This is a genomic window from Haliea sp., from assembly GCF_040221975.1.
In the GTDB taxonomy this organism is placed as follows: Bacteria; Pseudomonadota; Gammaproteobacteria; order Pseudomonadales; family Halieaceae; genus Haliea.
Genome location: NZ_JAVJWR010000029.1, coordinates 161,175 through 185,678, shown reverse-complemented (window position 1 = coordinate 185,678; position 24,504 = coordinate 161,175). Strand labels below are relative to the sequence as shown.

Below are 24,504 nucleotides of genomic sequence, written 5' to 3'. Positions count from 1 at the left end.
AGACACGACCCACCGCACCGAAAAATCCGCAGCAACTGCACATTGCCTGCAGTAACTGAATAGTTATGTCGCTTTATTCCTGCCAATAATTGATCCAGGACAAAAACACGATGATAAAAACATAACTCATCCGGGAGCAATCATGGTCCACTGCAAAACACTGGCATTCGCGGCGCTGCCGCTATTTGTCTTCCCGCTCGCCTTGCCTGCCTATGCACAAAAGGACAGAACCTCAGCATTACTGGAAGAGGTGGTGGTCACCGCGCGCAAACGCGAAGAGGGCCTGCAGGACGCGCCCATCGCCATCTCGGCATTCTCGGGAGACACGCTCGAATATCGCGGCGTTACCAATATCGGGCAACTGGCCAGTTACACGCCCAACCTGACGTTTCAGAACAACCCCAGCTTCAGCGGCTCCAGTAATTCCGCGGCCGTCTACATCAGGGGCGTGGGCCAGAAAGAATTCCTGCCCACCACGGAGCCGGGGGTAGGCATCTATGTGGACGGGGTGTATATCGCCCGCTCCGTGGGTGCGATTCTGGACCTGATCGATGTCGAACAGGTAGAAGTCCTGCGCGGCCCGCAGGGGACCCTGTTCGGTCGAAACACGATAGGCGGCGCGATCAGCCTGACCACCCGCAAGCCGGGCCCCGAACTCGGCGGCAGCGCATCGGTGACCGTGGGAGATGACAACCGCGCTGATCTCTCGGCAAATGTCGATGTCCCTTTAGGCGATACACTGTTCTCCTCACTGAGCATGGCAAGTTTCAACCGCGACGGCTACGTGACCCGGGAAGACGGCATTGATCTGGGCGATGACGACACCCTGACAGGAAGAGTTGCTCTGCGTTGGTTGCCCACGACAAACCTGACGGTGGATCTGGCGCTGGACGCAACGCGGGATCGCGAGATCGGACCCGCCTTTACCCTGGCGGACATCAACCTGGGCAACCCGATAGACCCACAGACGCCGCCCATGGCCGTCATCCACAATGTCGGCGCCAACCTCGCTGCCGGTGGTCCGCCCGCGCCCTGCGCGGTACCCGGCATGGAGCTGAACCTGGCCGTCCCGGGTTGTTACGACAACCGTTATATTCAGGGCGATGACTTTAATGCCGGCACGGCCCCGGCATTTTCAGAACTGGATCTGTGGGGGGCGAGCGCGAACATAGGCTGGGCTGTCAGTGAAGGTCTTGAGTTGCGTTCCATCACGGCATTTCGTGACCTGGACAGCCAGTTTTCCCGCGACGGCGATCACTCTCCGCTGCTGATATCCCAGTTCTTCGACGATCTGCAACAGGAGCAGTTCAGCCAGGAGTTCCAGCTACTGGGTGAAGCGAATGCGCTGAGCTGGATTCTGGGTGCCTACTATTTCAAGGAAGAGGGCGACAACATCAATCTGCTCGATTTCGCCATCTCGAGCTTTCGCAGTGGTGGTGCCTTCGACAATGAAGCCCGGGCCGTTTACGGTCAGCTTACCTACGACTTTGCGCAAAAGTGGAGTCTCACCCTTGGCCTGCGCTATACCGAGGAAAACAAGAAGTTCCTGCCCGACCAGATAATCTTCAGCAACCCATTCTCTGGTACCGGAGACCCTCAACTCGATGCGCCTTTCATGCAGCCAGGCGAACGCGTCCTTCCCTTCGTGGAGAAGGAAATAGAGATCGAGGAGACGACACCGATGGTGACTCTCGCCTATCAGGTGAAAGACGCCCTGATGATCTACGGAAGTTACTCGGAGGGTTTCAAATCGGGTGGTTTTACCCAGCGGGTATTCCCTCCCATCGTCGCCGGTTTCACAGCGCCTGCCGGGACACCGGATATCGATCTTATTCCAACGTTTGACCCTGAGTTTGTCGAAGTCTACGAACTCGGTTTCAAGTACGCGTCCGCCGACAACCGCTTCACCGTGAACGGCGCGGTATTTCATACTGATTATGACGACCTGCAGATCCAGGTATTTACCAGTGTCGCTCCGGTTACCGAAAACGCCGGCAGCGCGAGTATCGATGGCTTTGAGCTTGAGGCCAAGCTGGTGCCCGGTGGAGGCTGGGTGTTCGACGCCGGGGTGGGTTATATCGACGCCTCCTATGATGAGCTGGATGAGGCCACCGCGCTGTTCCCCAAAAGCAATGATTTCGAACGGGTACCGGAGTGGACTCTCAATCTGGCCGCCTCCAAAGAGTTTGTCCTGGAGAGTGGCGCGGCCATTATCACCCGCGCCAACGCCGCTTATCAGTCACAGACCTTCAACGATACCTTCAACACAGCTGTGATCGCGCAAGACAGCTATACCGTGGTCGACGCCAGTATCAGTTGGCTGAGTCCCGCCGACACACACCGCCTGACACTCGGCGCAACCAACCTGACCGACAAGGATTACCTGGTCACAGGGGTTGCCGGCGATGCCTTCCAATCGCGAGAGGTTGTGATCGCCCGTCCGACGCAATGGTATCTGACGTACAAGTTTCAGTTCTGAGCAATAACGCCTGTGCAGCGCGCCAAATGACCGTGAATTCTGCTTGCGCGAGCAGACGTACCCTGAACGGGCCCGGTTGTCGCAACTTGAAATCATCGACTTGCGGAGAAGAACAAGATGTCGATTAAAACCATAGGTATCGTGGGCGCGGGATTCGGCGGGCTGAGTGCCGCCAGAGTCTTCGACGCCATGGGATACGATGTCACGGTCTACGAGAAGGAGGCCGAGGTCGGTGGTGTCTGGTCGGCGTCCCGACGCTACCCGGGTCTCACCACGCAGAATCCGCGTACGACCTACGCGTTGTCGGACTTTCCGATGCCATCGGATTATCCCGAATGGCCCAGCGGAGAACAGGTGCAGGCTTACATGCATGCCTACGCCGTACATTTCGGGTTTCTCGAGCGTATTCACCTGAACACCGAAGTTACTGATGCGAGGTTTGAAGAACAGGACATGCGCTGGGCAGTCACGGTGCGGTCAACGAAACCCGCAGGAGGCGAACAGTCGACAACCGCATATTTCGATTACCTGATCATCGCCAATGGCATCTTCTCCGTTCCGATGATTCCAGATTACCCCGGAACAAAAGATTTCGAGGCGCAGGGTGGACAGATTCTGCACACCAGTCAATTCAACGATAGAGCGGCGGCCAGGAGTAAACATGTTCTGGTCGTGGGCTACGGCAAGTCCTCCTGTGACGTTGCCAACGCGATCGCGGATTCGACGGCAAGTACAACTGTCGTCGCGCGCACCCTGATATGGAAGCTGCCAAAGCGCCTGGCCAACGTGCTCAACTTCAAGCACCTCTTCCTCACGCGCTTGAGCGAGGCACTTTTCCGCTATATTCGCCTGCGAGGATTCGAGCGCTTCCTGCACGGTATCGGGAACCCCTTGCGGCGCGCCATGCTGGGGTCCATGGAATGGGTTATCGAGCGGCAACTGCACCTCCGGCGCCTCGACCTGCATCCGAATAAACCCCTGGAAAGTATCGCGCGCTCAACCGTCAGCCTGGTCACCGATGGCTTCTACGAAAAGATAGAGTCAGGAGAGATCGGTATCAGGAAAAACGTGGAAATCAGCCGGCTGGAACCGGGCAAGGCCATCCTCGACAGCGGCGAGACGCTGCCTGCTGACATGGTGATCTGTGGCACCGGCTGGCGCCAGGTGTGCCCGTTTCTGGATAAGGCCGTCATGCAGAAAGTTACCGACGAAAAGGGCAATTTCCGACTCTATCGTTCCATTCTCCCCATCGGTGTTCCAAGATTGGCATTCAATGGTTACAACTCGTCCTTCTTCAGTCAGCTGAACTGCGAAATCGCTGCATTGTGGCTGGCGGACTATCTGGAGGGCGGCATCGAACTGCCCTCGCTGGAAGTACAGAACGACTATGCCGACCGCAAGCTCGCCTGGATGGAAGCGAGGACCGACGGCAAACATTCGAAAGGCACGAATATCATTCCATTCTCGATCCACCATATCGACGAACTCCTCGACGATATGAATATGAACCTGGCTGTATCAACGCGCATAAAACAGTGGCTCAGTGCGCTGGATCCCGGTGACTATGCACACCTCCTGCCAGCGCTTCAGCGAAAGTACGCCCGGCAGAATACCCCTACCGTCGAGTTCGGCCATGAAAAACGCGTATGACTATATCGTTGTCGGCAGCGGTATAAACTCCCTCTGCTGTGCTGCGCTTCTCGCAAAAGCCGGTCATTCCGTTTGCGTGCTCGAACGCAATGACTACCTTGGCGGGTGCATCAAGACAGCAGAGATCACCGAGAAAGGATTTCGCCACGATGTCCTGTCGGGCTGGCATCCCCTGTTCGTAACCTCGCCCGGCTATGCAGTCCTGGCTGCCGACCTGGAGCGTCATGGCCTTGTCTACCTCAACACCGACAAACCCACCGCGGTGGCCACCTCTCGCGGCGAGTCGCTGGTCCTGAGCACGTCGCGCGAAAAAAACATCTCCACCTTCAACTCTCTGTGCGATGGCGACGGCGACCGATATGCGGAAACCATGGCCGACATGGAACGGGATGCTGAACTTACCTTCAGTTTGCTGGGCAATGAAATCTTGAGTCTTGCAACGCTGCGATTGCTCTGGCGCGAGTGGCGCGCCCGGGGATCGGCCGGGCTCAGCCTGTTCGCCGGTGAGGCGATGGCTTCCAGCAGAGACTGGCTGGGCCAGCACTTCAGATCCGATCTGGCCAGGGCATTGCTGGCGCCCTGGATACTGCATACGGGACTTGGCCCCGAGGCGAATTTCTCCGGCGCCATGAGCCGGGTGATCGCGTTCAGCCTCGAATCTGCAGGCATGCCGGTGGTCAAGGGCGGCAGCGATAACCTGGTGAAGGCATTCCAGGGCCTGATCGAAGAACACGGCGGTGAATTGCATGTCAACTGTGAGGTTCAGCGGGTTGCGGTCGAGCGATCCCGGGCGCAGGGTGTCGACTGCCTGCAAGGACCGCGCAGTGCCATGGAGAGTCGCGAGAGCGTCAGGATAGAAGCCAGGAAGGCGGTTATATGTAACGTCACGCCGCAGCAGCTGTATCTTTCATTGCTGGAGCCTGACTGGGTACCGGAACCAGTGCGGAAACAGGCGGAGCATTTCCGCTTCGGCAATGCCTGCATGCAGATTCATCTGGCGCTTGATCGTCTCCCGCAATGGCGTGATTCGGAACTCGACGATGTGGCCATGGTACATTTGAGTGGCGGACTGGATGCGGTGTCTCTGGCCGTGAGCCAGGCCGAATGCGGCCTGCTACCGGCTGAGCCGACCATCGTGGTGGCGCAACCTACGGTTCTCGATCCCTCGCGTGCTCCCGAAGGCAAGGCCATTCTCTGGATACAGTTGCAGGAGCTCCCCTCGACCATCCGGGGAGATGCCGCCGGCCAGATTGAGGCGCCGGGGGACGGGCAATGGACACAGGAGATCGCGGAGCGTTATGCAGACAGAATCGTGGCGCGTATCAGCGAACATATCCCGGAGCTTGTGGGCAGCATACGCCACAGGGTTGTTCTGTCCCCGAAAGACCTCGAAAGCATCAATGTCAATCTGGTCGGCGGGGATCCCTACTCCGGGCACTGCGGCATGCAACAGTTTTTCCTCTGGCGTCCCCTGAAGGCACTGAAGAATCACGAGACGCCGGTGCGGAACCTGTATCACATCGGTGCTTCTACCCATCCCGGTCCAGGTCTGGCGGGAAATTCGGGTTATATGGTTGCCCGAGGATTGTTGTCCTGAGGAGTTTGTATGGCACTTTTGAAACTGCATGAACAGAGCTCGATTTCGGATCCCGAAATCCTCGGGATATTTGAATGGGTGACGGAAATGGAAGGGAAAGTACCCAACCATTTCCTGCTGGAATTGAATTTCCCGGAATTCATGAAGGCCAAGCTCGGAGCTACCAAAGTCCTGTGGGAGTCCGGTGAGTTATCGCAGGAGACCATTCAACACGTCGGTATTCTGGTCTCGCGCGCCAACGGCTGCGCTTACTGTACCGGGGCCTTCTGCACAATACTCGGCCACGGCCTCAAAGCATCGGACGCCTACGTGCAAGAGCTCGCGGCTGAAGGCATATCTGCGGTTGAGGAAGCGGAACTCAAGGTAGTGCTGGACTTCGCGCTAAAGGTCAATGATGAGCCGCGCGCCATCGACCAGAGTGATATTGATGCCTTGAAAGGGACCGGTCTGACCGACAAGGGCGTACTGCAGTTGGTGCATCTGGTCAGCGATTTTGCTTCTTACAACCGTCTCAATCTGGCACTGAAGACAGACTACGATTACGCGAATTTTGGGCCGGCAACTGACTGAATACTCAGGTGGCTGGCATTTGACTGAAGGAATATCGAGGGAGGCATTATGGCCAGGCTGGAAAACAAGGTAGCGATTATCACCGGTGGTGCTGCATCCATCGGCAAGGCGATAGCATGCAGGCTGCACGCGGATGGTGCCAGCGTCGTGATCGCGGCACGCAGTGTGGACAAGGGCGAAGCTCTGGCGGTACAGCTGGGAGAAAGAGCCCTGTACGTTCAAACAGACATCACCCAGGATGAAGACCTGCGCAATCTCGTGGCACGGACCATTGAGCACTTCGGCGCCCTGCATATTCTGGTGAACAATGCCTGCGTCTATGGCGATGATGGCGCGGCGACAACGCGTGAAACCTGGCTCTCCACACTTAACACCAATGCGGTGTCCGCTGCGATACTGGGAGAGACCGCAATTGAGCACCTCGCTGCCGTAGGTGGCAATATCGTGAATATCGGCTCCATCTCCGGGCAGTTCCCCCATATTGGTCGCTGGGCCTACCCCATATCGAAAGCGGCCCTGCGACATCTTTCCAAGACGCAAGCCGTGGAATACGCAGCACGCGGGGTAAGGGTCAACTCAGTGACGATCGGGCATTGTTGGTCGGACCCGTTTGAAGGTTTGACCGGCGACAACCGCAGCCACGCCGACAAGGTTTCCACCCCCTACAATCTGATGGGCCGGGTGTCGGACGCAGAAGAAATCGCCGCCGTGGTCTCCTTCGTTGCCTCAGATGAAGCTTCCTACATGACGGGAGGGGAAGTCCCGGTGGACGGTGGCTACGGCGCCATGGGGCCGGAGCAGCATTATCCCCTCATGCCACTGCTGATGGAGGGGAACAGCGGTCAGCAGTAGCAGAGAGAACGGCGACATTGAGGCACAAACACTTTAAACTTGAAATGATTATGCATCTGTGATAACACTGCCAACAGTTGATAAATAAGAAGGGTGCAGCGGTGGAAGAGCTTGCAGGCCAGACACAGTTGATCCAACGGCCAGAATACAGGCTCTTTCAGACCTCTGACCTGGATGAAGCCCGTTGCCGGGTCAGCCAGGTGTATTGCGACCATCGGCTTTCCTCGCGAACCGGGCGGGTGGATGCCTTTCACTACCACATGCCCTTTCGCGGTATCAGCTTCAACTACATGCAGTACGGCACCGAGAGCCATATCGAGCCAGGCTACCTGAAGGATTTCTATCTGATTCAGTTGCCGTTACAAGGACGGGCGCATGTCGAGAGTGGCGGTCAGGTCATAGAATCCGACCCCGCCCGGGCATCGGTCATCAACCCGTCGGCTTTCACCAAAATGGTTTGGAGTCACGACTGCCGACAGTTCACCGTGCAGATTACCAAGGACAGGGTTGAGAGAATCGCCGCCTCCTGTCTCGGTTTACCCGTGCAAGGTTCCCTTGTATTCGACACAGCGATGGAGAACGGCAACGCGCAACACGCCTCCTGGTGGCGGCACCTGTTCTCGTTTATCCGCGAATACAGTCAGGAATGCAGTTTCTATCGCAATTCCGAAATCCTGGAAGCCGAACTGGACAATATCATCAAGGCGCTGCTCTACTCCTTGAACCACAATTACACCTCCCCTCTGTTAAACGATACTCAGCTGGTGCGACCGCGGCATGTCAGACTGGCAATGGATTACATCCGTGACCACATTTCGGAAAACCTGTCCATGAATACGCTGGCGGAGCTCACGGGCGTCAGCGAGCGTCGCCTCTACGAGGGGTTCAGGCGATTCCAGAATATTTCCCCAATGCGCTATGTGCAGCAAACGCGGCTGAAAGCAGTGCGTAGTGCACTGCAGACCAGTCGCGATACCAGCGTCACACAAATTGCGACCGAATACGGTTTTACCCAACTGGGGCGTTTCGCCGCACTATACCGCCAGGTGTATGGCGAATTGCCGTCTGAGACGGTTGCGCGCAGGCCGGGTCTAAAGCGGGGCTAAATCGGCGCCCCAGTGTACACGCGGCGCGATTGCGGGCCTGCCTAGTCATCTTCCGCCTCTTCATCATCCGTGAAGGCATCCCGATGAAATTCCGCGGCCTGCACCACCTCAGGCAAACCACACTCCGCCAGTTCCGGCACATCCCCACCGGCCAATACTTCCAGCACCGTATGCACCCCCCGTGCCAGGGAGGTCAGGTTATAGCCACCTTCCAGCACCAGCGCCAGCCTGCCATCACAGTGCCTGTCGGCGATATCCTGGAGCATGCGGGTGAGCACGGCGAAACCATCATAGGTTAAGTTCAGTGCCATGTCGTTGCGGTGCGGATCGAAGCCCGCCGAGACCAGCACCAGGTCTGGCTCAAAACGCTCGGCGGCGGGGACAAGAATTTCCCGGAAGGCTTTTTCGAAAGCGATATCGCCGGCATCCTCCGGGACAGGCACATTGACAGTGTAGCCCTCGCCGAGCCCGGCCCCCACCTCCTCCAGGTGTCCGGACCCGGGATAGAACGGGGCGGCGCAGTGGATATCAAAGAAAAGTACATCGGGATCGGCCCAGAAAATATCCTGGGTACCGTTACCATGATGGGCATCCCAATCGACAATCAGGATACGCTCACAACCCAGCTTCGCCTGGGCATGGGCGGCCGCAACGGCGACGTTATTGAACAGACAAAAGCCCCGCGCCCTGACGGGCTCGGCATGATGACCCGGAGGCCGCACCAGGGCGAAAGCGCTCCGGGTTTCACCCCTCACCACCGCTTCCACCGCGGCAATGGCGTTGCCCGCCGCCGAGGTTGCCGCCTTGATACTGTCCGGGGACACGGCGGTGGTATCCCGGTCCAGCCAGGCCCGCTTTCCCTCCAGGGAAAAGATGTGATCGAGGTGAGTGGTGGTGTGCACGCGGCCGAGCTGCTCGTAGGTGGCGTGGGCACCGGCCTTGAACTGCACCCCTGCAATGGGCTCCTTCTCGAGCAGATCCATGATGGCGCTCAACCGTCCCGGGTGCTCAGGATAGCTCCACTTGAAATCCAGCCCCTTGAGCAGCGTTCTTACCCGTTTTTCCACCCGGCTGGGGAGATAGGGCACATCGACTTCGGGATGGTGTCCAAGCATGACTTCATCGTAAAAAACGGTCACACTGCGATCACCTATCACTTGTCACCCCCTCGAGACAGACGGCTCTTTACCAGATGGGTGAAGGCTGCCGCGCGGACCCCGGTGGGCTTGAACCCCAACCTGCTCCAGGTCACTTCGGCCTCCTTGTTGGCGACAGAGTATTCGAGGATCAGCTCGTGGGCACCCCGGGATTCGGCAAATGCCACCAGTTCCCTGAGCATGGCGCTGAAGATTCCCCGTTTTCGATACTCCGGTTCCACCCAGATGTCATCAATGATACCGGACTTGAATTCCAGATCCCCGGCCTGTTCCCAGATGCCCTGGCTGCGCCAGATATAGATGTAGCCCATTCCAACAAGCCCAGTGCCCGGGGCCTCGGCCACCACCACAAGCTTTTCAGTATTGGTCAAGGCAGAGGCAAGAATTTCCATGAGCCGCTGTTTTTCTTTCCGCTTCAGTGTTTGCGGCTCGCCTCCGGCGACATGCAGGGCAAGCTTGGCCATAAAACCGACCAGCATCGGAATATCTCCCTGCTCCGCCGGCCTTACGAGAATCTGATCTTTTTTGGAGCGTTTTTCAGCCATGGCCGGTTCCGCCGGAACCTTTCCCCCTGCAGCCCTTTCCCGGAAGATAACGCAGATGGCGAGTGCATTGCTAGCTCAACCAGACCTTGTCATCCGCAAGCCGCCGGTCTCGGGCGCGAGAGAGGATATCCTGCTTCTCGGCAGGATCTGCCATGAACCAGTCGGTGATCTCCGCCGCGCTGCGGTAGCAGCCCAGGCAAATATCATCTTCATTCAGCAGGCACACCGAGATACAGGGTGACGCCAGCTCTTGCTCCACACTCATTGCTGCACCTCCAGGCCGCGGTTGTAACGAGCGGCATTCTGCACATAGTGGTCGGCGTTCTGACCCAGCGCCGTCTGCTCTTCCCGCGTGAACTGGCGCCTGACCTTGGCTGGCGCACCCAGCACCAGGCTGCCATCGGCAATCTCCATACCCTCGGTCACCAGGGCACCGGCGCCAATCAGGCAGTTCCTGCCGACTTTGGCACCATTGAGGACGATCGCGCCAATACCGACCAGGGAGCCATCACCAATGCTGCAGCCGTGCAACATGGCCTTGTGGCCCACGGTCACGTTGCTGCCCACCACGGTGGGGAAACCCGGGTCCGCGTGCAGCACCGCGCCGTCCTGGATATTACTGCCGGCGCCAACCTCGATGTACTCCGCGTCACCGCGCAGTACGCAGCTGAACCAGACGCTGCTGCGCTCGTGCAGGGTGACATTGCCGATCACCGCGGCATTGGGCGCGATGAACTGGCCACTGCCGACCAGAGTGACTTCCTGCCCATCGAGGCTGTATTTCATCAGTCTTCCTCCGTAAACGTCAGCGGATCCAGCTCCGCCTGCAGGCCCAGGTTCGCCAACAACAGCAGCACCCGGGCGGTCGTGCCCCATACGGTATCACGGTGCAGGCGAAAATGGGGCACCCGCACCGGGCGGCCGTCCACCGGATCGGGCAGATTGCAGACATGCCAACCGGAAGCGTCGGCAAACTGCTGCAGTGGCAGCAGCAGCAACTCGGCCACTTCACCCGGATCCGCCCGCAGCGGCAGATTCGCGGGAATAACGGCCACACAGGGGTGGATGGTGAAACCGCTGCGGGTGCACAGCGGCGCAAGTTCACCCAGGGGGCGAACCCGGTCCGGCAGGCAGCACACTTCCTCTTCCGCCTCCCGCATTGCGGTATCCCAGGGGCCGCGGTCGCCCGGCTCGCGCTTGCCGCCGGGAAAGGCCACTTCACCAGGGTGCAGGGTCAGGTGCAGGGCACGGCGCGCCAGCAGTACATGTGGCTGTGGTTCATCCGTCAATGCCACCAGAACGCCGGCCTGACGCCCACTGCCGTGCCAGGCCGGACGCTCCAGGGGCAGCGCCGCCTGCAGGCGCTGCAGCAGTCGCGCCGGCATCGTCATCGTCAGCTGCCCTCGGCCTGCAGTGCATAAAAGCGCTCAGCGAAAGCATCGAGCTGACCCTGCTCAATCGCTGCGCGAATGCCCGCCATGTGGTTCTGGTAGAACCGCAGGTTATGGAGGGTGTTGAGCTGAGAGCCTAGGATTTCGTTGCATTTATCGAGGTGGTGCAGGTAGGCGCGACTGAAGTGCTCGCAGGTGTAGCAATCGCAGTCGGCGTCCAGTGGCAGGGTACTGGTCTTGTGACGGGCATTGCGCAGCTTGAGTATCCCACGGGAGGTAAAAATGAAGCCGTTGCGGGCATTGCGGGTGGGCATCACGCAGTCGAACATGTCGATGCCGCGGCGCACGCCCTCCAGCAGATCGGCGGGCGTACCCACACCCATCAGGTAACGGGGGCGCTCCGCGGGCAGTCGGGGCTGCAGATGGTCGAGCACCTTGAGCATCTCGTCCTTGGGCTCACCCACTGACAGGCCGCCAATGGCATAACCGTCGAAACCAATGGCTTCCAGTCCGGCCAGGGACTCAGTGCGCAAATCCTCATGCATGCCCCCCTGCACGATGCCGAACAGGGCCGCCGGGCTGTCGCCGTGGGCCGCACGGCTGCGGGCCGCCCAGCGCAGGGACAGTTCCATGGAGGCACGCGCCTCCGGCTCCGTGGCCGGGTATGGCGTGCATTCATCAAAAATCATCACGATATCTGACCCCAGCTTGTGCTGGATGGCGATCGACGTCTCCGGGTCCAGGAATACCCGGGCGCCGTCCACCGGTGACTGGAACTTCACCCCGGCTTCGGAAATCTTGCGCATGGCGCCCAGGCTGAATACCTGGAAGCCGCCGGAATCGGTGAGGATGGGGCCATCCCAGCCCATGAAATCGTGCAGGTCCCCGTGCATCCGGATGATGTCGGTACCGGGGCGCAGCCAGAGGTGAAAGGTATTGCCGAGGATGATCTCCGCGCCGATGCCACGGATATCCCGGGGCAACATGCCCTTCACCGTACCGTAGGTTCCCACGGGCATGAAAGCTGGCGTTTCCACGCTGCCGCGAGGGAACGTGAGCCGGCCGCGGCGGGCGTGACCGTCACTGGCGAAGCGTTCAAATTGCAGGTGGCACGTGCGGCTCATCGCGACTCCAGGGCAGCGGGCTCAGGGGTGATGAACATCGCGTCACCATAGCTGAAAAAGCGGTAGCGCCGGGCAATCGCCTCGCGATAGGCAGCGGCAATACTCTCGCGGCCGGCAAAGGCGCTGACCAGCATCAACAGCGTGGACTCCGGCAAGTGGAAGTTGGTGATCATCGCGTCAACCACCCGGAAACGGTAGCCCGGATAAATGAAGATATCGGTATCCCCGCGCAGCGGCGCCACCAGGCCCCGGCCACTGGCGGCGGACTCCAGCGAACGTACCGCGGTCGTTCCCACCGCCACCACCCGCCCGCCCCGGGCCCTCGTTGCGGCGACGGCGGCACAGAGAGCCTCGTCCACCTCCAGGTACTCAGCGTGCATGTGATGGTCTTCGACAGAGTCCACCCGTACCGGCTGGAAGGTGCCGGCGCCGACATGCAGGGTGACGGCGGCCCGTTCCACGCCGGCACCCGCAACCTGCTGCAGCAGGGCTTGCGTGAAGTGCAGGCCCGCCGTAGGCGCCGCCACGGCGCCGTCGCGCTCGGCAAAGACCGTCTGGTAGCGTTCCCTGTCCGCTGCTTCGTCCGCGCGCTCAATGTAGGGCGGCAGCGGCATGTGGCCAATGTCCAGCAGGATTTCGTGCAAGGCGACATCTTCTGGCGCCTGCAACTGGAACAGGGCGCCCTCGCGCCCGGTTACCGTGACCTGCCAGGGGCCTGGCTCCGCACCCTCTACAGACGAAAGGTGGATAACCATACCCGGCTTCGGTGACTTGCTGGCGCGAATATGGGCCAGTGCCGTCCCCGTGCCGGTCATCCGCTCAATCAGGATCTCCACCTGCCCACCGGTGGTCTTGCGGCCCCACAGGCGTGCCGGGATTACCCGGGTATTGTTGAACACCAGCAGGTCACCGGGACGCAGGCAGGCAGGCAGGTCGGTAAATTGCAGTTGCTGCAGCGCACCGCTGGCGCCATCCAGCGCCAGCAGACGACTGGCGCTGCGCTCGGACAGGGGCCGCTGGGCAATCAGTTCCGGCGGCAATTCATAGTGGAAATCGCTGACTTTCATCGCAAAAAAAGCCGGCCCGAAGCCGGCTTTGGCATCGATACGCCGGGCTCAGGCCTCGGGCGTGTCTTCAGCTGCGTCGGCATCGGGAGCGGCTTCTGCCTCGGCAGCAACTTCTTCAGCCGCGGACTCCTCGGCGGGGGCTTCTTCAACCGGGGCCGGCTTCGGCGCGGGAGCCTTCAACAGGCCTTCTGCGGCCAGAATACTGACTTTCTCGTCGCCATTCACAGGCTTGCGCTTGGCGTCCTGCACCGCATAGCGCTCATCGCCACGCTGGAATATGCTGTATTCGGGGGTTTTCTTGACCAGTTTCATCGGCACGATCTTTTCTCCTGCGATACTCAGAATTTGGCCCCGGAGGGCATCCAGCGCCCCGCACAGTCACTGGCGGGGCGGCGCGCATTCTACAACCAAATGGATGCCAGGTTAAGGAAAATCATTGCAGTCAGTGCCGCGATTGCTATAATCGCGCGCTCTCCACGGGCATGTCGTCAACGCCCGCCGCCCTTCTGCCGGAGTGGTGAAATTGGTAGACACAGGGGATTCAAAATCCCCCGCCGTAAAAAGCGTGCCGGTTCGAGTCCGGCCTCCGGTACCATTACACTCTTAAATTCAAACACTTCCGAGTACGTAACAACAAAAACAACAACTTTCAGAACAACATTGATAGAGTCAGACGAACTGCATGGGCTCTACCCCATAATCGGGAAACGGGCATCCATCTGTACTCGATTGATAAAGCCATCCCATCCGCATTGGTCAAGACTCTCAGTCGGTAATTCTCAAAATTCCTGAGCCCATAGGCCCTTCGGGTCATCATCTCCATCTTGTTGTGGAACCCCTCAGTGATACCATTACTTTTGCTGAAGCGCCACATCGCGCTGATGCGCTGTTAGCCCCAAGCAGTAATGTCCCCTTCGTCCAATTCTAAAATGTCCCCTTTGGATTTTCGGAGGGGTCATGACGAGAGAGCGTATTACTTTGAGTCGCAAAAAATTGGATGTTCTCGGATTCGGTGCACAGCGTCAAAGCCAGTGCCAACCTGTACTCTCTGGTGGAGTCGGCAAAAGCCAGCGGACTGGAGCCCTACGGATACCTCCACCAGGTCTTTACGGCACTGCCGCAAGCTGAATCCGTGGAGGACATTGAGGATCTTCTATCGTGGTCTTTGAAAAAAAATCCGCGGAGACGCGATAGGCAACTCCGCGGTTCTCGTACCGCTCACCCCGCAGGGGCGTATCGTCACCGGGTCCGTCGATCAGTATCCCGCCGAACATGTCGGACGGGAGTTCCCGCAGCCAGGGCAACAGATCGAGGTTTGACGGTTGCAGAAACCCGGGTGGTGTGCCGCCGCGTGAACGTGGGATATGGTAGGACCTGCCCAGCCTGTAATCGCCACTATCCGCCAGTCTGGCCACGACAGGCTTCAGGTGCAGGCCCTGGTCATCCAGATGCAGCTGGTAGAGCAGAACGTGCCGCGAGCGCCGTTCCCTCTCAACTCCCGCCCGCAGTGCGATGCCCGGGCCGGGCGCGCAGACGGAGTGATCCACCCCGGCCGCTTGCGGCGGGCCAGCTAGGAAAAGCGCATTATTCGAAGGATAAAGGTATCAATAGATCCAACGGTTGCGCGGCGTCACGGTCAGTCCAGATCGCGGTCGACCATAAGCCATGCGCCGTGCAGAATGGGAACAATGCCAGACTCGCTGTACCATCCGCGCCGGTCACCCTCGAAATGATCGTCGCGGCACAATTGTCTCCTCCCGGCCCGACTGCGCTTGTGTACCCCAGGTAGATCCGTATCGTCTCCATGCGTTCCGGCGTTTCCGAATTCGTCGGAAGTGTATGAAGTGCTACACCATCACCAGCGGTATACCACGGCGCGCGCCCGTGTCACGGCCCAGGAGTGGATCGCCTGGTATTGCCTTGCGGTGAGCTAGTTTTTCGGCGCAGCAAGGTAGCGCCGCGCGCGCAGACCGATCGCGGTGTCTGAGGCGGCGAGTGTATTCATGATCGTATTCGCCTCCGCGGCCTCGCCCGTTGCAAACAACGCTACAGCATATTCGTAGGCTATCTCGGGGTCACGAGGCCGCGCCTTCCGGGCGTCGGACAATACCGCCAGTGCGTCTTCTGCCTCGCCAAATGCCAGCAGCGCCCTACCCAGCGTTACCATAATCTCGGGGACTTTCGGTGCCAGTTCACAGGCAGTCCGTGCGTGGGAAACAGCACGTTTGTCACCCTGCTCAATCAGCATGTCTGCAAGATTTTTCCAGGGCACCGGGTTTTCAGGTTCCGCTCGCACAAGTGCATCGTAATCGGCGCGCGCATCTTCGAACTGGTGCTGACTCTGGTACAGCTTGGCTCTTACGAGGCGAACGTGGGACTCTTCAGGATATTTTTCAAGGTGCGCGGTGAGAAACGCGAACGTCGCGTCGGTGCCTTCAACATTAAGATAGGCGCGCGTTATGGTGTTTATGGAATACTTGTCATGCCCGTAGGGGTATGCCTGTTTGTAATAGACCAGTGCATTTTCCCAGTCATTCCTGCGGCTGTAGATGAGGCCCTGCATATACAGTGTTACCGCCGCGACCGGCTGGTCCTGCATCAGCGGGTCGATGATCGACTGTGCTTCATCAAGCTTGCCCGTGGTCGCCAGCAGCTTCACCTTCAGGTGCAGCGCACGCCGGTGGGTCGGATAGTCTTCAAGTACGTCATCAAGCATCCGCATGGCGTGCCGGCCATCGCGAGCATCCATCAGCGCTTCTGCCCTGTCCAGTGCGGGCGCGGCCGGGTCATGTATCGTCTGTTCCGCGCTGCCGATTGGCGTGGCCAAGACCATTACACCCTGGGATAAAAACAGTGCACAGAGAACCGGGAGCCCCCCCAGGAACAGCATGCGTTTCATGATCCCTCCCGGCACGGTCATTGTGAGTTTACGCGCGGTACAACAGTGCACGACAGCGTTCGACAATGTGATCGTTCGCCGCATCCTGCGAGTAATCCTTGTAACGCTCCGCGAATGCCTGCGCTTCTCTGGTGAAACCCGGCTCCTGCAAGAGATACTCGAGCAATTTTTTCGTCGGGTAGCGGTCCTTGTCATCGCGCAGTGCAAGACCGGCCTTCATCGTTTCCACGTTGCGGCAGGTGATCACCTGCTCAGGGTGTGTCGGTGCCAGCAGCAGCGGACGGCCCGCCGTCAGCATGGCAGACACGGTGGCCGCCCCACCGTGGCAAACCGCAAAATCACACTGTCGCCGCACCGTCTCAATCTGCTGCAGCTCCGAGGTAACTCGCACATTACCTGCACTATAGCTGGCCGCCTGTGCCGCTGTCAGCGCGGGAACATGCGCCAGAACACAGATTGGCAGGGATCTAAAGGTGTCGAGCATATCGGCGAGGCCGGGCCAGTCGGCGTTGAGGTAGGCAAATATCCTGGGCCCGGGTGCCTGCGGCCATTCGGGCACTTTGCCTTGATCCAGCATCATGGTCGGCCCGAGATAATCCGGCGCGCGTGCCTGCTGTAAAGCACGCTGCGGGTAATGGTCGAGTTCAGCGAAGGTGCGAAGGAATATTTCGTCCACGTCAAACAGGTCGCTGAGCCTGTGCAGCGGTTTGGCGCTGAACGATTCAAGCACATTATTGACGTTATCGAGTACATCGCGTTCGGTGGTTCGCAGCCGCTCCTCGTCTTCGTCCAGCCACCAGCAGGATGCCGGCAGGCTTGCGCTCAGCGGTGGAGAGACAAAACCGCTTCCCATTGTGACGCTGGGAAGTCCCCGTATGCGCGCAGCCAGAAGTGCCGTCGGTGAATGATCCGCAACCACCAGGGTACTGTGGTTAAGATCCAGGAGCGCGAGCCAGGCTGAAACGAGAGAGCGCAAACCCGACACATCGCCGTAGCCCACGGCGAGGAGAAGGTCTGCATAACTTTGTGGGGGCGGCAGATGCAGAAGTTTGGGAAGCCAGATGGGCGCCTGGAAGGAACGCGGAGGCGCCTCTCCAGCCACCCTATGCAGGCGTGACAAATCCTTGAGCACCAAGTGGGAGCCATGCCCTTTTTCTCGCAGGCGCCGCACCAGGGGCATGATACGCGACAGGTGTCCGTAGTTCTGACCCAGTTCCCATGCAAAGCAAATGTCGCTCATCGACGAACCTGACAACGGTGAAGCGGGGTTAGCAAAAAAGGATGGGAGTATATTCTCATCCGTCCGCTTGAGGCCCGACTATAGCGTCGTTCAGCAACGACCTCTCAGCGGCGCCGCCGCAGGCGTAGAAGCAGAGTACCCATCACGCCAAGGACCACCAGTGGTAGTGTGCCGGGGGTGGGAACCCTGGATACCGGTGGCTGAGTTGGCTCTCCCAACGCCAGGGGAGATGCAGGAACTCCACCGTCGCCCAGCGGGAACGCCGGGTCACCGGAACGCACCGGCAGCTCTGCCCATGAGGCCTGATAGGGCGCATCAGTCGCTGCAAACACCGAGTCGAAGGAAAACCCGGTCTGAACTTCTCCAGGCCCAATGCCTAGATCCAGGCAATCGCTCGTAACATCGTCCTGGGCCCAGCAAGTAAGATACCAGTGGGCTACCGTTGTAACCGTCGTAAAAGGCGAATCGTCGCCAAAGTAGAACGGGTCGCCCGGTGTCTGCCAATCTGCGAACCCCTCCCAGCCGGTGCTGGGGTTGGCTGTACCCACGGTTTCCAGCGCAAAGCTCCAGTTGGTGGGCGACTGAATATTCGAGATCTGCCCATCGGGAAACCACGGCAACTCCCAATCCACGATGATGGGCCCGTTATCCGCGCCGCCATAGGCGACACACTCGTCGGCAGCCGTGCCGAGGCCGAATACATCACAAGTGCTGGTATTCGTGACGGTATAATCGTAATTGTAGGGGTCAAGGGGGCTAGGACGCGTGACCTCACCGACGACCGTGGAAGCGCGCTCCCAGATTGGGCCAATAGCGACTTGCGCCTGAGCGCCAGGCGCTGCGGCGACTCCCGCCAGAATACCAAGGGCGGTCACCAGGTGTGCGCCGTGTGGCGGCATCAGCGCGTTGAATTTCTTTTTCTGCATATCGATCACCATTTTTTTCAATAGCTGACCACTGAATTTCGGGGTTACTACCCGCAACCTAACCGCGACTTCGTTAAATCGCTGTGACGCCGCGATGCATTAACGTTTGAAGCAAATTATATGCCATAAAAAAACTTGAATAAAATCAGTGGAATGGCAGATACTCCGTGATGAGCTGTAAAAAATCCTGACAAACTGTAGACCCAAGTCGCTAAAAATAGTGGCCGGTCGTTAGCGGAGGCGGGTCGTAAGCGGTGATTGAACCACCGTGTTGGTTGCCGTTTAAAACCAACCCAGGAGGGATGCGGGGATGCGGCTAATTTCTTGGACTGATTTACGTCACTAACCCCAAGCGTTCACGGTTCTCGGTTGGACTGAGATAACCATGGGATATCTTTATCCGCCTTTCGTTGTACCAGCGAATGTAGGCGTCAAGCTCTTCGATGAATAGCGCAGTGGTCGTCGAACGCCAGTCCCGCGGATAGAACATCTCGGTCTTTAGCCTTCCGAAGAACCGTTCACAGGCCGCATTGCTGGCGAGCATGCTTTGCGCGACATGGATCGGATGGGTTCTACCCCACTTCCACGGACGGTTCTAAAACGGCTGAATACTCAAGATCACGCTTGGCCACTCTCCGTCGCTTCCGCAGGTTATGAAAGCGCTCAATGTAATCGAACAGATCCGATTCGGCGATATCCCTTGTCCGGTACTTGCTCCGGTTTACACGCTCACGCTTGCGCACACCGAAGAAGCCTTCACAGGCGGCATTGTCACCGCAGTGACCGACGGCGCTCATCGAACAGATCAAGGCGTTCAGCTTCAGTAAGCGCTGGTAGTCTCCGCTGCGAGACTGGGTGGATTCAACCAGGCCATCGTCCTGGCGCTGCCACACAGCCATTTGAACAGCGCGTATCACCATATGTCGATCTTGCCGATGATGTATTGACCAGCCAACCACCAAGTTACTGAAGAGATCAACGACCACGCACAGGTAAAGCTTGTTTTTGCCCGTAGAGATCTCCGTGATATCGGTGACACATTTGGTCTCAGGCTCCAGCGCACTAAAGTCACGCTCTAACCGGTACTCAACACCTGGTGGTGAAAGTGTCGGTTGCGCTCGCTGACCTCGATTCTTTTTCCGTGGCCAGCCCTGAAGCCCTGCGGCAACCATCAAGCGAGCAATACGTTTCTTACTCGGCGTTTCACTCTCATGCGCCAGATCTTCGTGCATGCGTGGCACGCGGATCGTGCCGCGGCTATCCTCATGGATCTGGTGAATACGCGACAATAAACGCTCATTGTCCGCCTCCCGGTTGCTGGGGCGTCTTGCCTCCCAGTCGTAATACCCGCTCGGAGAGACCTTGAAGCAACGACACATCATGCGGATGGGAAACTCACTGCGACAACGTTGAATCGCCTGGTACCTCAGGACGATTCCTTTGCAAAGGAGGCGGCGGCCATCCGCTTGCCGCTTCGCGAAAAAAATCACGTTCCTTCTTCACACGCGCGAGTTCCCGCTTAAGCTGGGTAGAACCCTGCGACCGTATTCAGCAGTTGCGTACAGCCGGGTGCGTAAAATGGTGTTACGCAGCAGTAATTCAACTAATCGCAATACCCCTGAATATTGGCTGCGCTGCAAGTATCCGATACGCTGTAGTGCCACGCGTGACTATAAAATTGGCATGGAGCTGATCCTTGATGACTGACGTGGAATCAAGCCCGCTCGGCTCGGAACGAGAGCGCATAGCCGCCTACCCCCTGGCCGAAGCTATTCCGGAAGATCGCCTCAATGCCGAGCTAGCGGCCCTGGAGCGGATGGATGAGAAGCCACTGCCCCTGCGCATCCCCGGTTATTTCAGGTTGGGCGGACCCGGCTTTATGGGCGCTGCGGCGACCCTAGGCGCGGGGACCCTCACTGCTGCAATGCTCTCGGGTGCTCAATTCGGCTACAAGACCTTGTGGGTCTCCCTCGTGGCCATGGGCTCCGGGATATTCATGATGCTGGCCATGGCGCGCTTCACCGCAAAAGGGCAGACTCCGGTCATTCAACTGCAACAGCGGGAACACGGCTGGTTCATGGCCAAGGTGCTCACCGCGTTCCTGGGGCTGGTATGCGTCGCAACCGTGTTCAATTTCGGGCAGGTAGCGCTGGGGACCGAACTGGTGGAAAGTATCAGCGCGGGGCTGGGTGTTGACTGGCCCCGGGAATGGAACTGGCCGATTTATGGTCTTATAACCAGCTGGGTGGCGCTCAGTTACGGTCGCGGTGGGCGCGGCGTCTACTACGTAGAATGCTTCATGAAGCTATGTCTGCTGGCAATGCTGCTGTGCTTCGCCGCATGCCTTATCGTGGTAGGTATTGACTGGGGCGCGGCCCTGAAAGGTCTCTTTGTGCCCTGGCTTCCCCGGGGCGCTCAAGGTATCGACCTGTTCATCGCCTCCTCGGCGGCGGCAATCGGGGTGATGGACTGGGTGTTTTTCAACTACGCAGGTCTTTCCAAGGGCTGGGGTCCACGACACGAGCGCCTGGCTCGGGCAGATGTGTACATCGGCTTTGCCTTGCCGTTCCTGTTGATATCCTTCATGGTGATCTGCGTTTTTGCCGGCACGTTGCACAGCGCAGGCGATGTGCCCACCACCGCCATCGGTCTCTCCAAGGCATTGGTACCCCTGCTGGGTGAGACAGGCGCCAAGTATGCCTTCCTGTTTGGCTTCCTGATGGTACCACTGACCACAACGGTAGCGATGAGCATTGTCTGCGCCATCGGCCTGCACGAAATATTTGGCTGGCGCCCGGATGTGCGCTCCTGGCGCTGGAAGACCTGCATCCTTTTGCCTCAGATTGCCCTGCTAGGTGCCTGGCTGCCGAGCCCAGTCCTGATTATCATCGTGATCGCAGCGATGTTGTCATTGACTAACAATATCGTGGGCTGGTCCTTCTTCCTGTTGCTCAACGATAAAAAGGTCATGGGAGAAAATCGCAGCAAATCATGGGGATGGAACGTGGGTATTCTTGTACAGGTGACAATGTTGAACAGTGTAGCTCTGATGTGGGTGTTAAACCGCATGGGGCTTTGGGGCTAGGTTCAGAGGAGGTAGATAATGGAATTTCTCGATAGAGAACTCGGCCCAATGCGCTACCGCGCTTGGGGTCTCGTGTTAAATATGGGTTTCAATGCGTTGGCTCTGTATGGACTTTCCCGAGTCATGGGGTATGGCGACGGGCAGGGCATCCTCGCGGGTGGTGTTATCGGTACGGTGGCCTGCATCGCGGTGGTGGCGATCCCATACCGCTGAGGAGACTAAAGTCATACCGAGGCATATCTCACCCATGCCAGGAAAGCACGCCGTTTACTGTATTTCTTAGGTAAATTTCCCATAAAAGGCTGCGGACCAACAGAACTTCACCCAACTTCCTATGGGACAACGCCCTTACAGTAACATCTCCGCAGTCATATTTTCATCGTCTAATAGACGACACTCGAATTTTGTCACAAAGCAGATTACATAGATTGAATATTGCGTACCAGACAAGTTAGACATTAACAATTAAGATATCGTTTCGGAACTCGAAATAGAGCGAACAGCCCTCATAGCATGCAAAAAACACGATGCAAGGCAGCGTGTCACGTTCACAACAATCGAGGCTTTGTCCGCGCCAGACTATCGCCGCTTTCCGACCTGCCTGCTCGCGTCGGTCGAGACCACCGCCAGAAGTATCGCTTTCGGCGGGGCCAATGTGGAACGGAAACGGATGGATCAGACCATCCTAGTCAAGCGAAGCATGATCGTGTCCATGGGCGACAGCCTCACTAAGCCACCACCGAACCGGAGGCGGGTGAAGCGACCAGGGTTCTGCTTACAGAAAATAGTTTCAAGTATAACCAGGTACCGGGAGAAGCATGGTGAAAAATATATTTCTATTCGCAGTAGTGGTTTCTCTTTTGCTGATCGTTTTTGAACAGACGCTAGAGCAAGTCAAAGTGGTGACGACCACGGGAAAAGCAACTGCAGCTGTCGCGGTTAACTCCGAACACGACTTTAAGAACCCAATGGATCGCCAGTACGCCTCGATTAACAATACGTACTGGGCTACGGGGCGAATCGATCGAGATGGCGGCCCCGACTTCACCAAGGTTTTATCTAGGGAAGTCGCGCGCCTTCCCATGCGTGACGGCGTGGAATTACATACAGAAATCTACCGCCCGCACAATCAACAAGAAGACTTACCTATTATTCTCTATCGCACGCCCTACCTGCTGAACCACACTCCAGATGGGTACACCGCACATCTCCGTCAGTTCCCGGAACTGGTGGCAGAGGGCTACATTTTCGTGTTCCAGGATACACGGGGCAGGGGCCAGTCCGACGGGGAGTACGTAACCCTCGGTCCTGTGCGCGACAGGTCAATACCGAATTCTACAGATGAATCCACCGATGCCTACGACACCATCGAGTGGCTGATAAACAACCTAGAAAACCACAATGGCAGGGTCGGCACCTTAGGTATTTCCTACGGCGGATTTCTCACCACTCGCGCCCTGATCGATCCCCACCCCGCGCTCAGGGCAGCCTCTCCTCAAGCGACCTGTGCCGACATGTTTGTCGGCGATGACTGGCATCACAATGGCGCTTTTCGTCTCGAGTACGCATTCGGCTGGATTTCCGGCATGGAAGCGGGCTTGATGAAAGGGGGCGGCCTGCCTGAGTTCTACGATCACTACGAATCCTTCCTGGCGTTAGGTGCACTATCCAACGTCAACAAAACCATTTTCCAGGGCAAGGCGAAGACCTGGAATGCATTTTCCAGGTACCCGAACCAGCACGACTTCTGGCTGAAGAAAATGTGCGGAGTACTACCGTATATCCAGCCGGTGACCGTTCCGACTTTGAATGTACTGGGATGGTACGATGCAGAGGACTTTTATGGACCGATGCAGGTGTACCACAAATACGAGTCAATGGATGAGCACGGCCTTAACTACCTGGTGGTCGGACCGTGGTACCACGGAGGATGGACCTTCGATCCCACCGGGCGCGGGATCGGAGCGATCGATTTTGACAGTAATACCGCCCAGTACTTTCGTAACGAAATCCACGCGCCGTGGTTTGCATACTGGCTTAAAGAGAAGGGCACCATTGACCTACCGGAAGCAAAAATATTTCGTACCGGCGCAAATCAGTGGGAATCCTACGACCAGTGGCCGCCGGACACTATCATCAGGCGGAACCTCTATCTACAAGCGGATGGTCACCTGTCCTTCCAAGCTCCCACTGAGTCCGGCAACGAGGCCAAGGATGATTACATTTCCGACCCAGCAAATCCGGTACCCTACCGCAACCGCCCAATCAAGTACGCTGGTTGGGCAGAATGGCAATTAGAGGACCAACGCCTCGCCAATGGTCGACCCGATGTATTAACCTACATCAGTGAGGATCTGACGGGGGACATCACCATCACCGGTGACCCGGTAGCTCACTTGTTCGCCGCCACCACCGGTACCGCTGCAGATTGGGTGGTGAAACTGATCGACGTCTATCCGCAAGAGTATGAAGCGGAACCCTATATGGGAGGATTTCAGTTCATGGTTGCCGGCGAGGTCTTCCGGGCACGCTACCGGAACAGTTTCTGGGAACCCGAGCCCCTGATTGAGGGGGAGATCACGCCCTACGAAATCAGCTTGCGGGACCGTCATCACACCTTCCGCAAGGGACACCGCATCATGGTACAGGTGCAAAGCACCTGGTTCCCGTTGATCGACCGCAACCCTCAATCCTACGTGGACAACATTTATAAAGCCGAAGAGGGAGATTTCATTTCCACTACCCACAGCGTTTTTCGCAACGAAACATTTCCGTCCCACATTAGCCTACCGGTAGATACCAGCAAATAGCTGCCA

21 protein-coding genes, 1 tRNA gene and 4 pseudogenes are annotated in these 24,504 nt (G+C 58.1%); 11 read left to right on the top strand and 15 right to left on the bottom strand.

Annotation, left to right across the window (positions count from 1 at the left end; genetic code table 11):
* Positions 1–142 precede the first annotated feature (142 nt).
* The 6 genes from RLO07_RS12755 (at position 143) to RLO07_RS12730 (ending at position 8,254) form a co-directional block, all read left to right on the top strand.
* On the top strand, positions 143–2,479 hold the full coding sequence (locus tag RLO07_RS12755; protein ID WP_462292510.1) for a TonB-dependent receptor: 2,337 nt from the start codon (positions 143–145) through the stop codon (positions 2,477–2,479).
* A 117-nt stretch (positions 2,480–2,596) separates the two neighbouring features.
* A complete protein-coding gene (locus tag RLO07_RS12750; RefSeq protein WP_462292509.1) occupies positions 2,597–4,129 on the top strand; it encodes a flavin-containing monooxygenase in 1,533 nt (510 codons plus the stop codon).
* On the top strand, positions 4,023–5,726 hold the full coding sequence (locus RLO07_RS12745) for a phytoene desaturase family protein (RefSeq protein ID WP_462292508.1): 1,704 nt from the start codon (positions 4,023–4,025) through the stop codon (positions 5,724–5,726). Before RLO07_RS12750 ends, RLO07_RS12745 begins: the two co-directional genes overlap by 107 nt.
* 9 nt (positions 5,727–5,735) lie before the next feature.
* The gene (locus tag RLO07_RS12740) at positions 5,736–6,296 is read left to right on the top strand and encodes a carboxymuconolactone decarboxylase family protein (RefSeq protein ID WP_462292507.1); all 561 of its coding nucleotides are present in this window, start codon (positions 5,736–5,738) and stop codon (positions 6,294–6,296) included.
* 48 nt (positions 6,297–6,344) lie between these two features.
* A complete protein-coding gene (locus RLO07_RS12735; RefSeq protein ID WP_462292506.1) occupies positions 6,345–7,148 on the top strand; it encodes an SDR family oxidoreductase in 804 nt (267 codons plus the stop codon).
* 101 nt (positions 7,149–7,249) lie between these two features.
* The gene (locus RLO07_RS12730) at positions 7,250–8,254 is read left to right on the top strand and encodes an AraC family transcriptional regulator (protein WP_462292505.1); all 1,005 of its coding nucleotides are present in this window, start codon (positions 7,250–7,252) and stop codon (positions 8,252–8,254) included.
* 41 nt (positions 8,255–8,295) lie between these two features.
* On the opposite strand, the gene RLO07_RS12725 is transcribed toward RLO07_RS12730, so the two are convergent.
* From RLO07_RS12725 to RLO07_RS12690, 8 genes are all read right to left on the bottom strand, one after another.
* Entirely contained in the window at positions 8,296–9,393 is a 1,098-nt protein-coding gene (locus tag RLO07_RS12725) for a histone deacetylase family protein (RefSeq protein WP_462292504.1), read from the bottom strand.
* Between the two features lie 14 nt (positions 9,394–9,407).
* Complete coding sequence (locus RLO07_RS12720) at positions 9,408–9,956, bottom strand: N-acetyltransferase family protein (protein WP_462292503.1); 549 nt, start codon at positions 9,954–9,956, stop codon at positions 9,408–9,410.
* Between the two features lie 70 nt (positions 9,957–10,026).
* The gene (locus RLO07_RS12715) at positions 10,027–10,221 is read right to left on the bottom strand and encodes a DUF1289 domain-containing protein (protein ID WP_462292502.1); all 195 of its coding nucleotides are present in this window, start codon (positions 10,219–10,221) and stop codon (positions 10,027–10,029) included.
* Positions 10,218–10,742: a gamma carbonic anhydrase family protein gene (locus tag RLO07_RS12710; protein WP_462292501.1), complete on the bottom strand. Its 525-nt coding sequence runs from the start codon at positions 10,740–10,742 to the stop codon at positions 10,218–10,220. Before RLO07_RS12710 ends, RLO07_RS12715 begins: the two co-directional genes overlap by 4 nt.
* Entirely contained in the window at positions 10,742–11,347 is a 606-nt protein-coding gene (locus tag RLO07_RS12705) for an NUDIX hydrolase (protein ID WP_462292500.1), read from the bottom strand. The genes RLO07_RS12710 and RLO07_RS12705 overlap by 1 nt, the downstream gene beginning before the upstream one ends.
* Positions 11,348–11,349: 2 nt before the next feature.
* Positions 11,350–12,471: a tRNA guanosine(34) transglycosylase Tgt gene (gene tgt / locus RLO07_RS12700; protein ID WP_462292499.1), complete on the bottom strand. Its 1,122-nt coding sequence runs from the start codon at positions 12,469–12,471 to the stop codon at positions 11,350–11,352.
* On the bottom strand, positions 12,468–13,538 hold the full coding sequence (gene queA / locus RLO07_RS12695; RefSeq protein WP_462292498.1) for a tRNA preQ1(34) S-adenosylmethionine ribosyltransferase-isomerase QueA: 1,071 nt from the start codon (positions 13,536–13,538) through the stop codon (positions 12,468–12,470). Before queA ends, tgt begins: the two co-directional genes overlap by 4 nt.
* A 48-nt stretch (positions 13,539–13,586) precedes the next feature.
* Entirely contained in the window at positions 13,587–13,850 is a 264-nt protein-coding gene (locus tag RLO07_RS12690) for a hypothetical protein (protein ID WP_462292518.1), read from the bottom strand.
* A 196-nt stretch (positions 13,851–14,046) separates the two neighbouring features.
* On the opposite strand from RLO07_RS12690, the gene RLO07_RS12685 reads away from it, so the two are divergent.
* A tRNA-Leu gene (locus RLO07_RS12685) sits at positions 14,047–14,133 on the top strand.
* Positions 14,134–14,298: 165 nt separating this feature from the next.
* On the opposite strand, the pseudogene RLO07_RS12680 reads toward RLO07_RS12685, so the two are convergent.
* A pseudogene (locus RLO07_RS12680) lies at positions 14,299–14,415 on the bottom strand (transposase); the annotation flags it as partial.
* 111 nt (positions 14,416–14,526) lie between these two features.
* Here RLO07_RS12680 and RLO07_RS12675 point away from each other — a divergent pair.
* Positions 14,527–14,709: pseudogene (locus RLO07_RS12675) on the top strand (transposase domain-containing protein); the annotation flags it as partial.
* Here RLO07_RS12675 and RLO07_RS12670 read toward each other — a convergent pair.
* The 6 genes and pseudogenes from RLO07_RS12670 to RLO07_RS12645 all read right to left on the bottom strand — a co-directional run.
* Positions 14,645–15,085 carry a hypothetical protein gene (locus RLO07_RS12670; protein WP_462292497.1) on the bottom strand — a complete coding sequence of 147 codons (441 nt, stop codon included), beginning with the start codon at positions 15,083–15,085 and terminating at the stop codon, positions 14,645–14,647. The pseudogene RLO07_RS12675 and the gene RLO07_RS12670 sit on opposite strands and share 65 nt — an antisense overlap.
* Before the next feature lie 383 nt (positions 15,086–15,468).
* Positions 15,469–16,437: a tetratricopeptide repeat protein gene (locus RLO07_RS12665; RefSeq protein WP_462292496.1), complete on the bottom strand. Its 969-nt coding sequence runs from the start codon at positions 16,435–16,437 to the stop codon at positions 15,469–15,471.
* A gap of 28 nt (positions 16,438–16,465) precedes the next feature.
* Entirely contained in the window at positions 16,466–17,677 is a 1,212-nt protein-coding gene (locus tag RLO07_RS12660) for a glycosyltransferase (protein WP_462292519.1), read from the bottom strand.
* Between the two features lie 104 nt (positions 17,678–17,781).
* The gene (locus RLO07_RS12655) at positions 17,782–18,603 is read right to left on the bottom strand and encodes a hypothetical protein (protein ID WP_462292495.1); all 822 of its coding nucleotides are present in this window, start codon (positions 18,601–18,603) and stop codon (positions 17,782–17,784) included.
* Between the two features lie 334 nt (positions 18,604–18,937).
* Positions 18,938–19,170 (bottom strand): annotated as a pseudogene (locus RLO07_RS12650) (IS3 family transposase); the annotation flags it as partial.
* Positions 19,171–19,175: 5 nt separating this feature from the next.
* A pseudogene (locus tag RLO07_RS12645) lies at positions 19,176–20,148 on the bottom strand (IS3 family transposase); the annotation flags it as partial.
* Positions 20,149–20,302: 154 nt separating this feature from the next.
* Here RLO07_RS12645 and RLO07_RS12640 point away from each other — a divergent pair.
* From RLO07_RS12640 to RLO07_RS12630, 3 genes are all read left to right on the top strand, one after another.
* The gene (locus RLO07_RS12640) at positions 20,303–21,688 is read left to right on the top strand and encodes an NRAMP family divalent metal transporter (protein WP_462292494.1); all 1,386 of its coding nucleotides are present in this window, start codon (positions 20,303–20,305) and stop codon (positions 21,686–21,688) included.
* 18 nt (positions 21,689–21,706) lie between these two features.
* A complete protein-coding gene (locus RLO07_RS12635) occupies positions 21,707–21,901 on the top strand; it encodes a hypothetical protein (protein ID WP_462292493.1) in 195 nt (64 codons plus the stop codon).
* 605 nt (positions 21,902–22,506) lie between these two features.
* Positions 22,507–24,498 (top strand): CocE/NonD family hydrolase, encoded by a 1,992-nt coding sequence (locus tag RLO07_RS12630; protein ID WP_462292492.1) that lies wholly within the window; start codon positions 22,507–22,509, stop codon positions 24,496–24,498.
* Positions 24,499–24,504 lie beyond the last annotated feature (6 nt).

What these genes read in the sequence shown, in the direction of transcription:
- RLO07_RS12630 (WP_462292492.1), top strand. Translation starts at nt 22,507, where the DNA reads ATGGTGAAAAATATATTTCTATTCGCAGTAGTGGTTTCTCTTTTGCTG.
- RLO07_RS12750 (WP_462292509.1), top strand. Translation starts at nt 2,597, where the DNA reads ATGTCGATTAAAACCATAGGTATCGTGGGCGCGGGATTCGGCGGGCTG.
- RLO07_RS12740 (WP_462292507.1), top strand. Translation starts at nt 5,736, where the DNA reads ATGGCACTTTTGAAACTGCATGAACAGAGCTCGATTTCGGATCCCGAA.
- RLO07_RS12665 (WP_462292496.1), bottom strand. Translation starts at nt 16,437, where the DNA reads ATGAAACGCATGCTGTTCCTGGGGGGGCTCCCGGTTCTCTGTGCACTG.
- RLO07_RS12705 (WP_462292500.1), bottom strand. Translation starts at nt 11,347, where the DNA reads ATGACGATGCCGGCGCGACTGCTGCAGCGCCTGCAGGCGGCGCTGCCC.
- RLO07_RS12660 (WP_462292519.1), bottom strand. Translation starts at nt 17,677, where the DNA reads ATGAGCGACATTTGCTTTGCATGGGAACTGGGTCAGAACTACGGACAC.
- RLO07_RS12715 (WP_462292502.1), bottom strand. Translation starts at nt 10,221, where the DNA reads ATGAGTGTGGAGCAAGAGCTGGCGTCACCCTGTATCTCGGTGTGCCTG.
- RLO07_RS12655 (WP_462292495.1), bottom strand. Translation starts at nt 18,603, where the DNA reads ATGCAGAAAAAGAAATTCAACGCGCTGATGCCGCCACACGGCGCACAC.
- tgt (WP_462292499.1), bottom strand. Translation starts at nt 12,471, where the DNA reads ATGAGCCGCACGTGCCACCTGCAATTTGAACGCTTCGCCAGTGACGGT.
- RLO07_RS12755 (WP_462292510.1), top strand. Translation starts at nt 143, where the DNA reads ATGGTCCACTGCAAAACACTGGCATTCGCGGCGCTGCCGCTATTTGTC.
- queA (WP_462292498.1), bottom strand. Translation starts at nt 13,538, where the DNA reads ATGAAAGTCAGCGATTTCCACTATGAATTGCCGCCGGAACTGATTGCC.
- RLO07_RS12640 (WP_462292494.1), top strand. Translation starts at nt 20,303, where the DNA reads ATGACTGACGTGGAATCAAGCCCGCTCGGCTCGGAACGAGAGCGCATA.
- RLO07_RS12720 (WP_462292503.1), bottom strand. Translation starts at nt 9,956, where the DNA reads ATGGCTGAAAAACGCTCCAAAAAAGATCAGATTCTCGTAAGGCCGGCG.
- RLO07_RS12635 (WP_462292493.1), top strand. Translation starts at nt 21,707, where the DNA reads ATGGAATTTCTCGATAGAGAACTCGGCCCAATGCGCTACCGCGCTTGG.
- RLO07_RS12735 (WP_462292506.1), top strand. Translation starts at nt 6,345, where the DNA reads ATGGCCAGGCTGGAAAACAAGGTAGCGATTATCACCGGTGGTGCTGCA.
- RLO07_RS12690 (WP_462292518.1), bottom strand. Translation starts at nt 13,850, where the DNA reads ATGAAACTGGTCAAGAAAACCCCCGAATACAGCATATTCCAGCGTGGC.
- RLO07_RS12710 (WP_462292501.1), bottom strand. Translation starts at nt 10,742, where the DNA reads ATGAAATACAGCCTCGATGGGCAGGAAGTCACTCTGGTCGGCAGTGGC.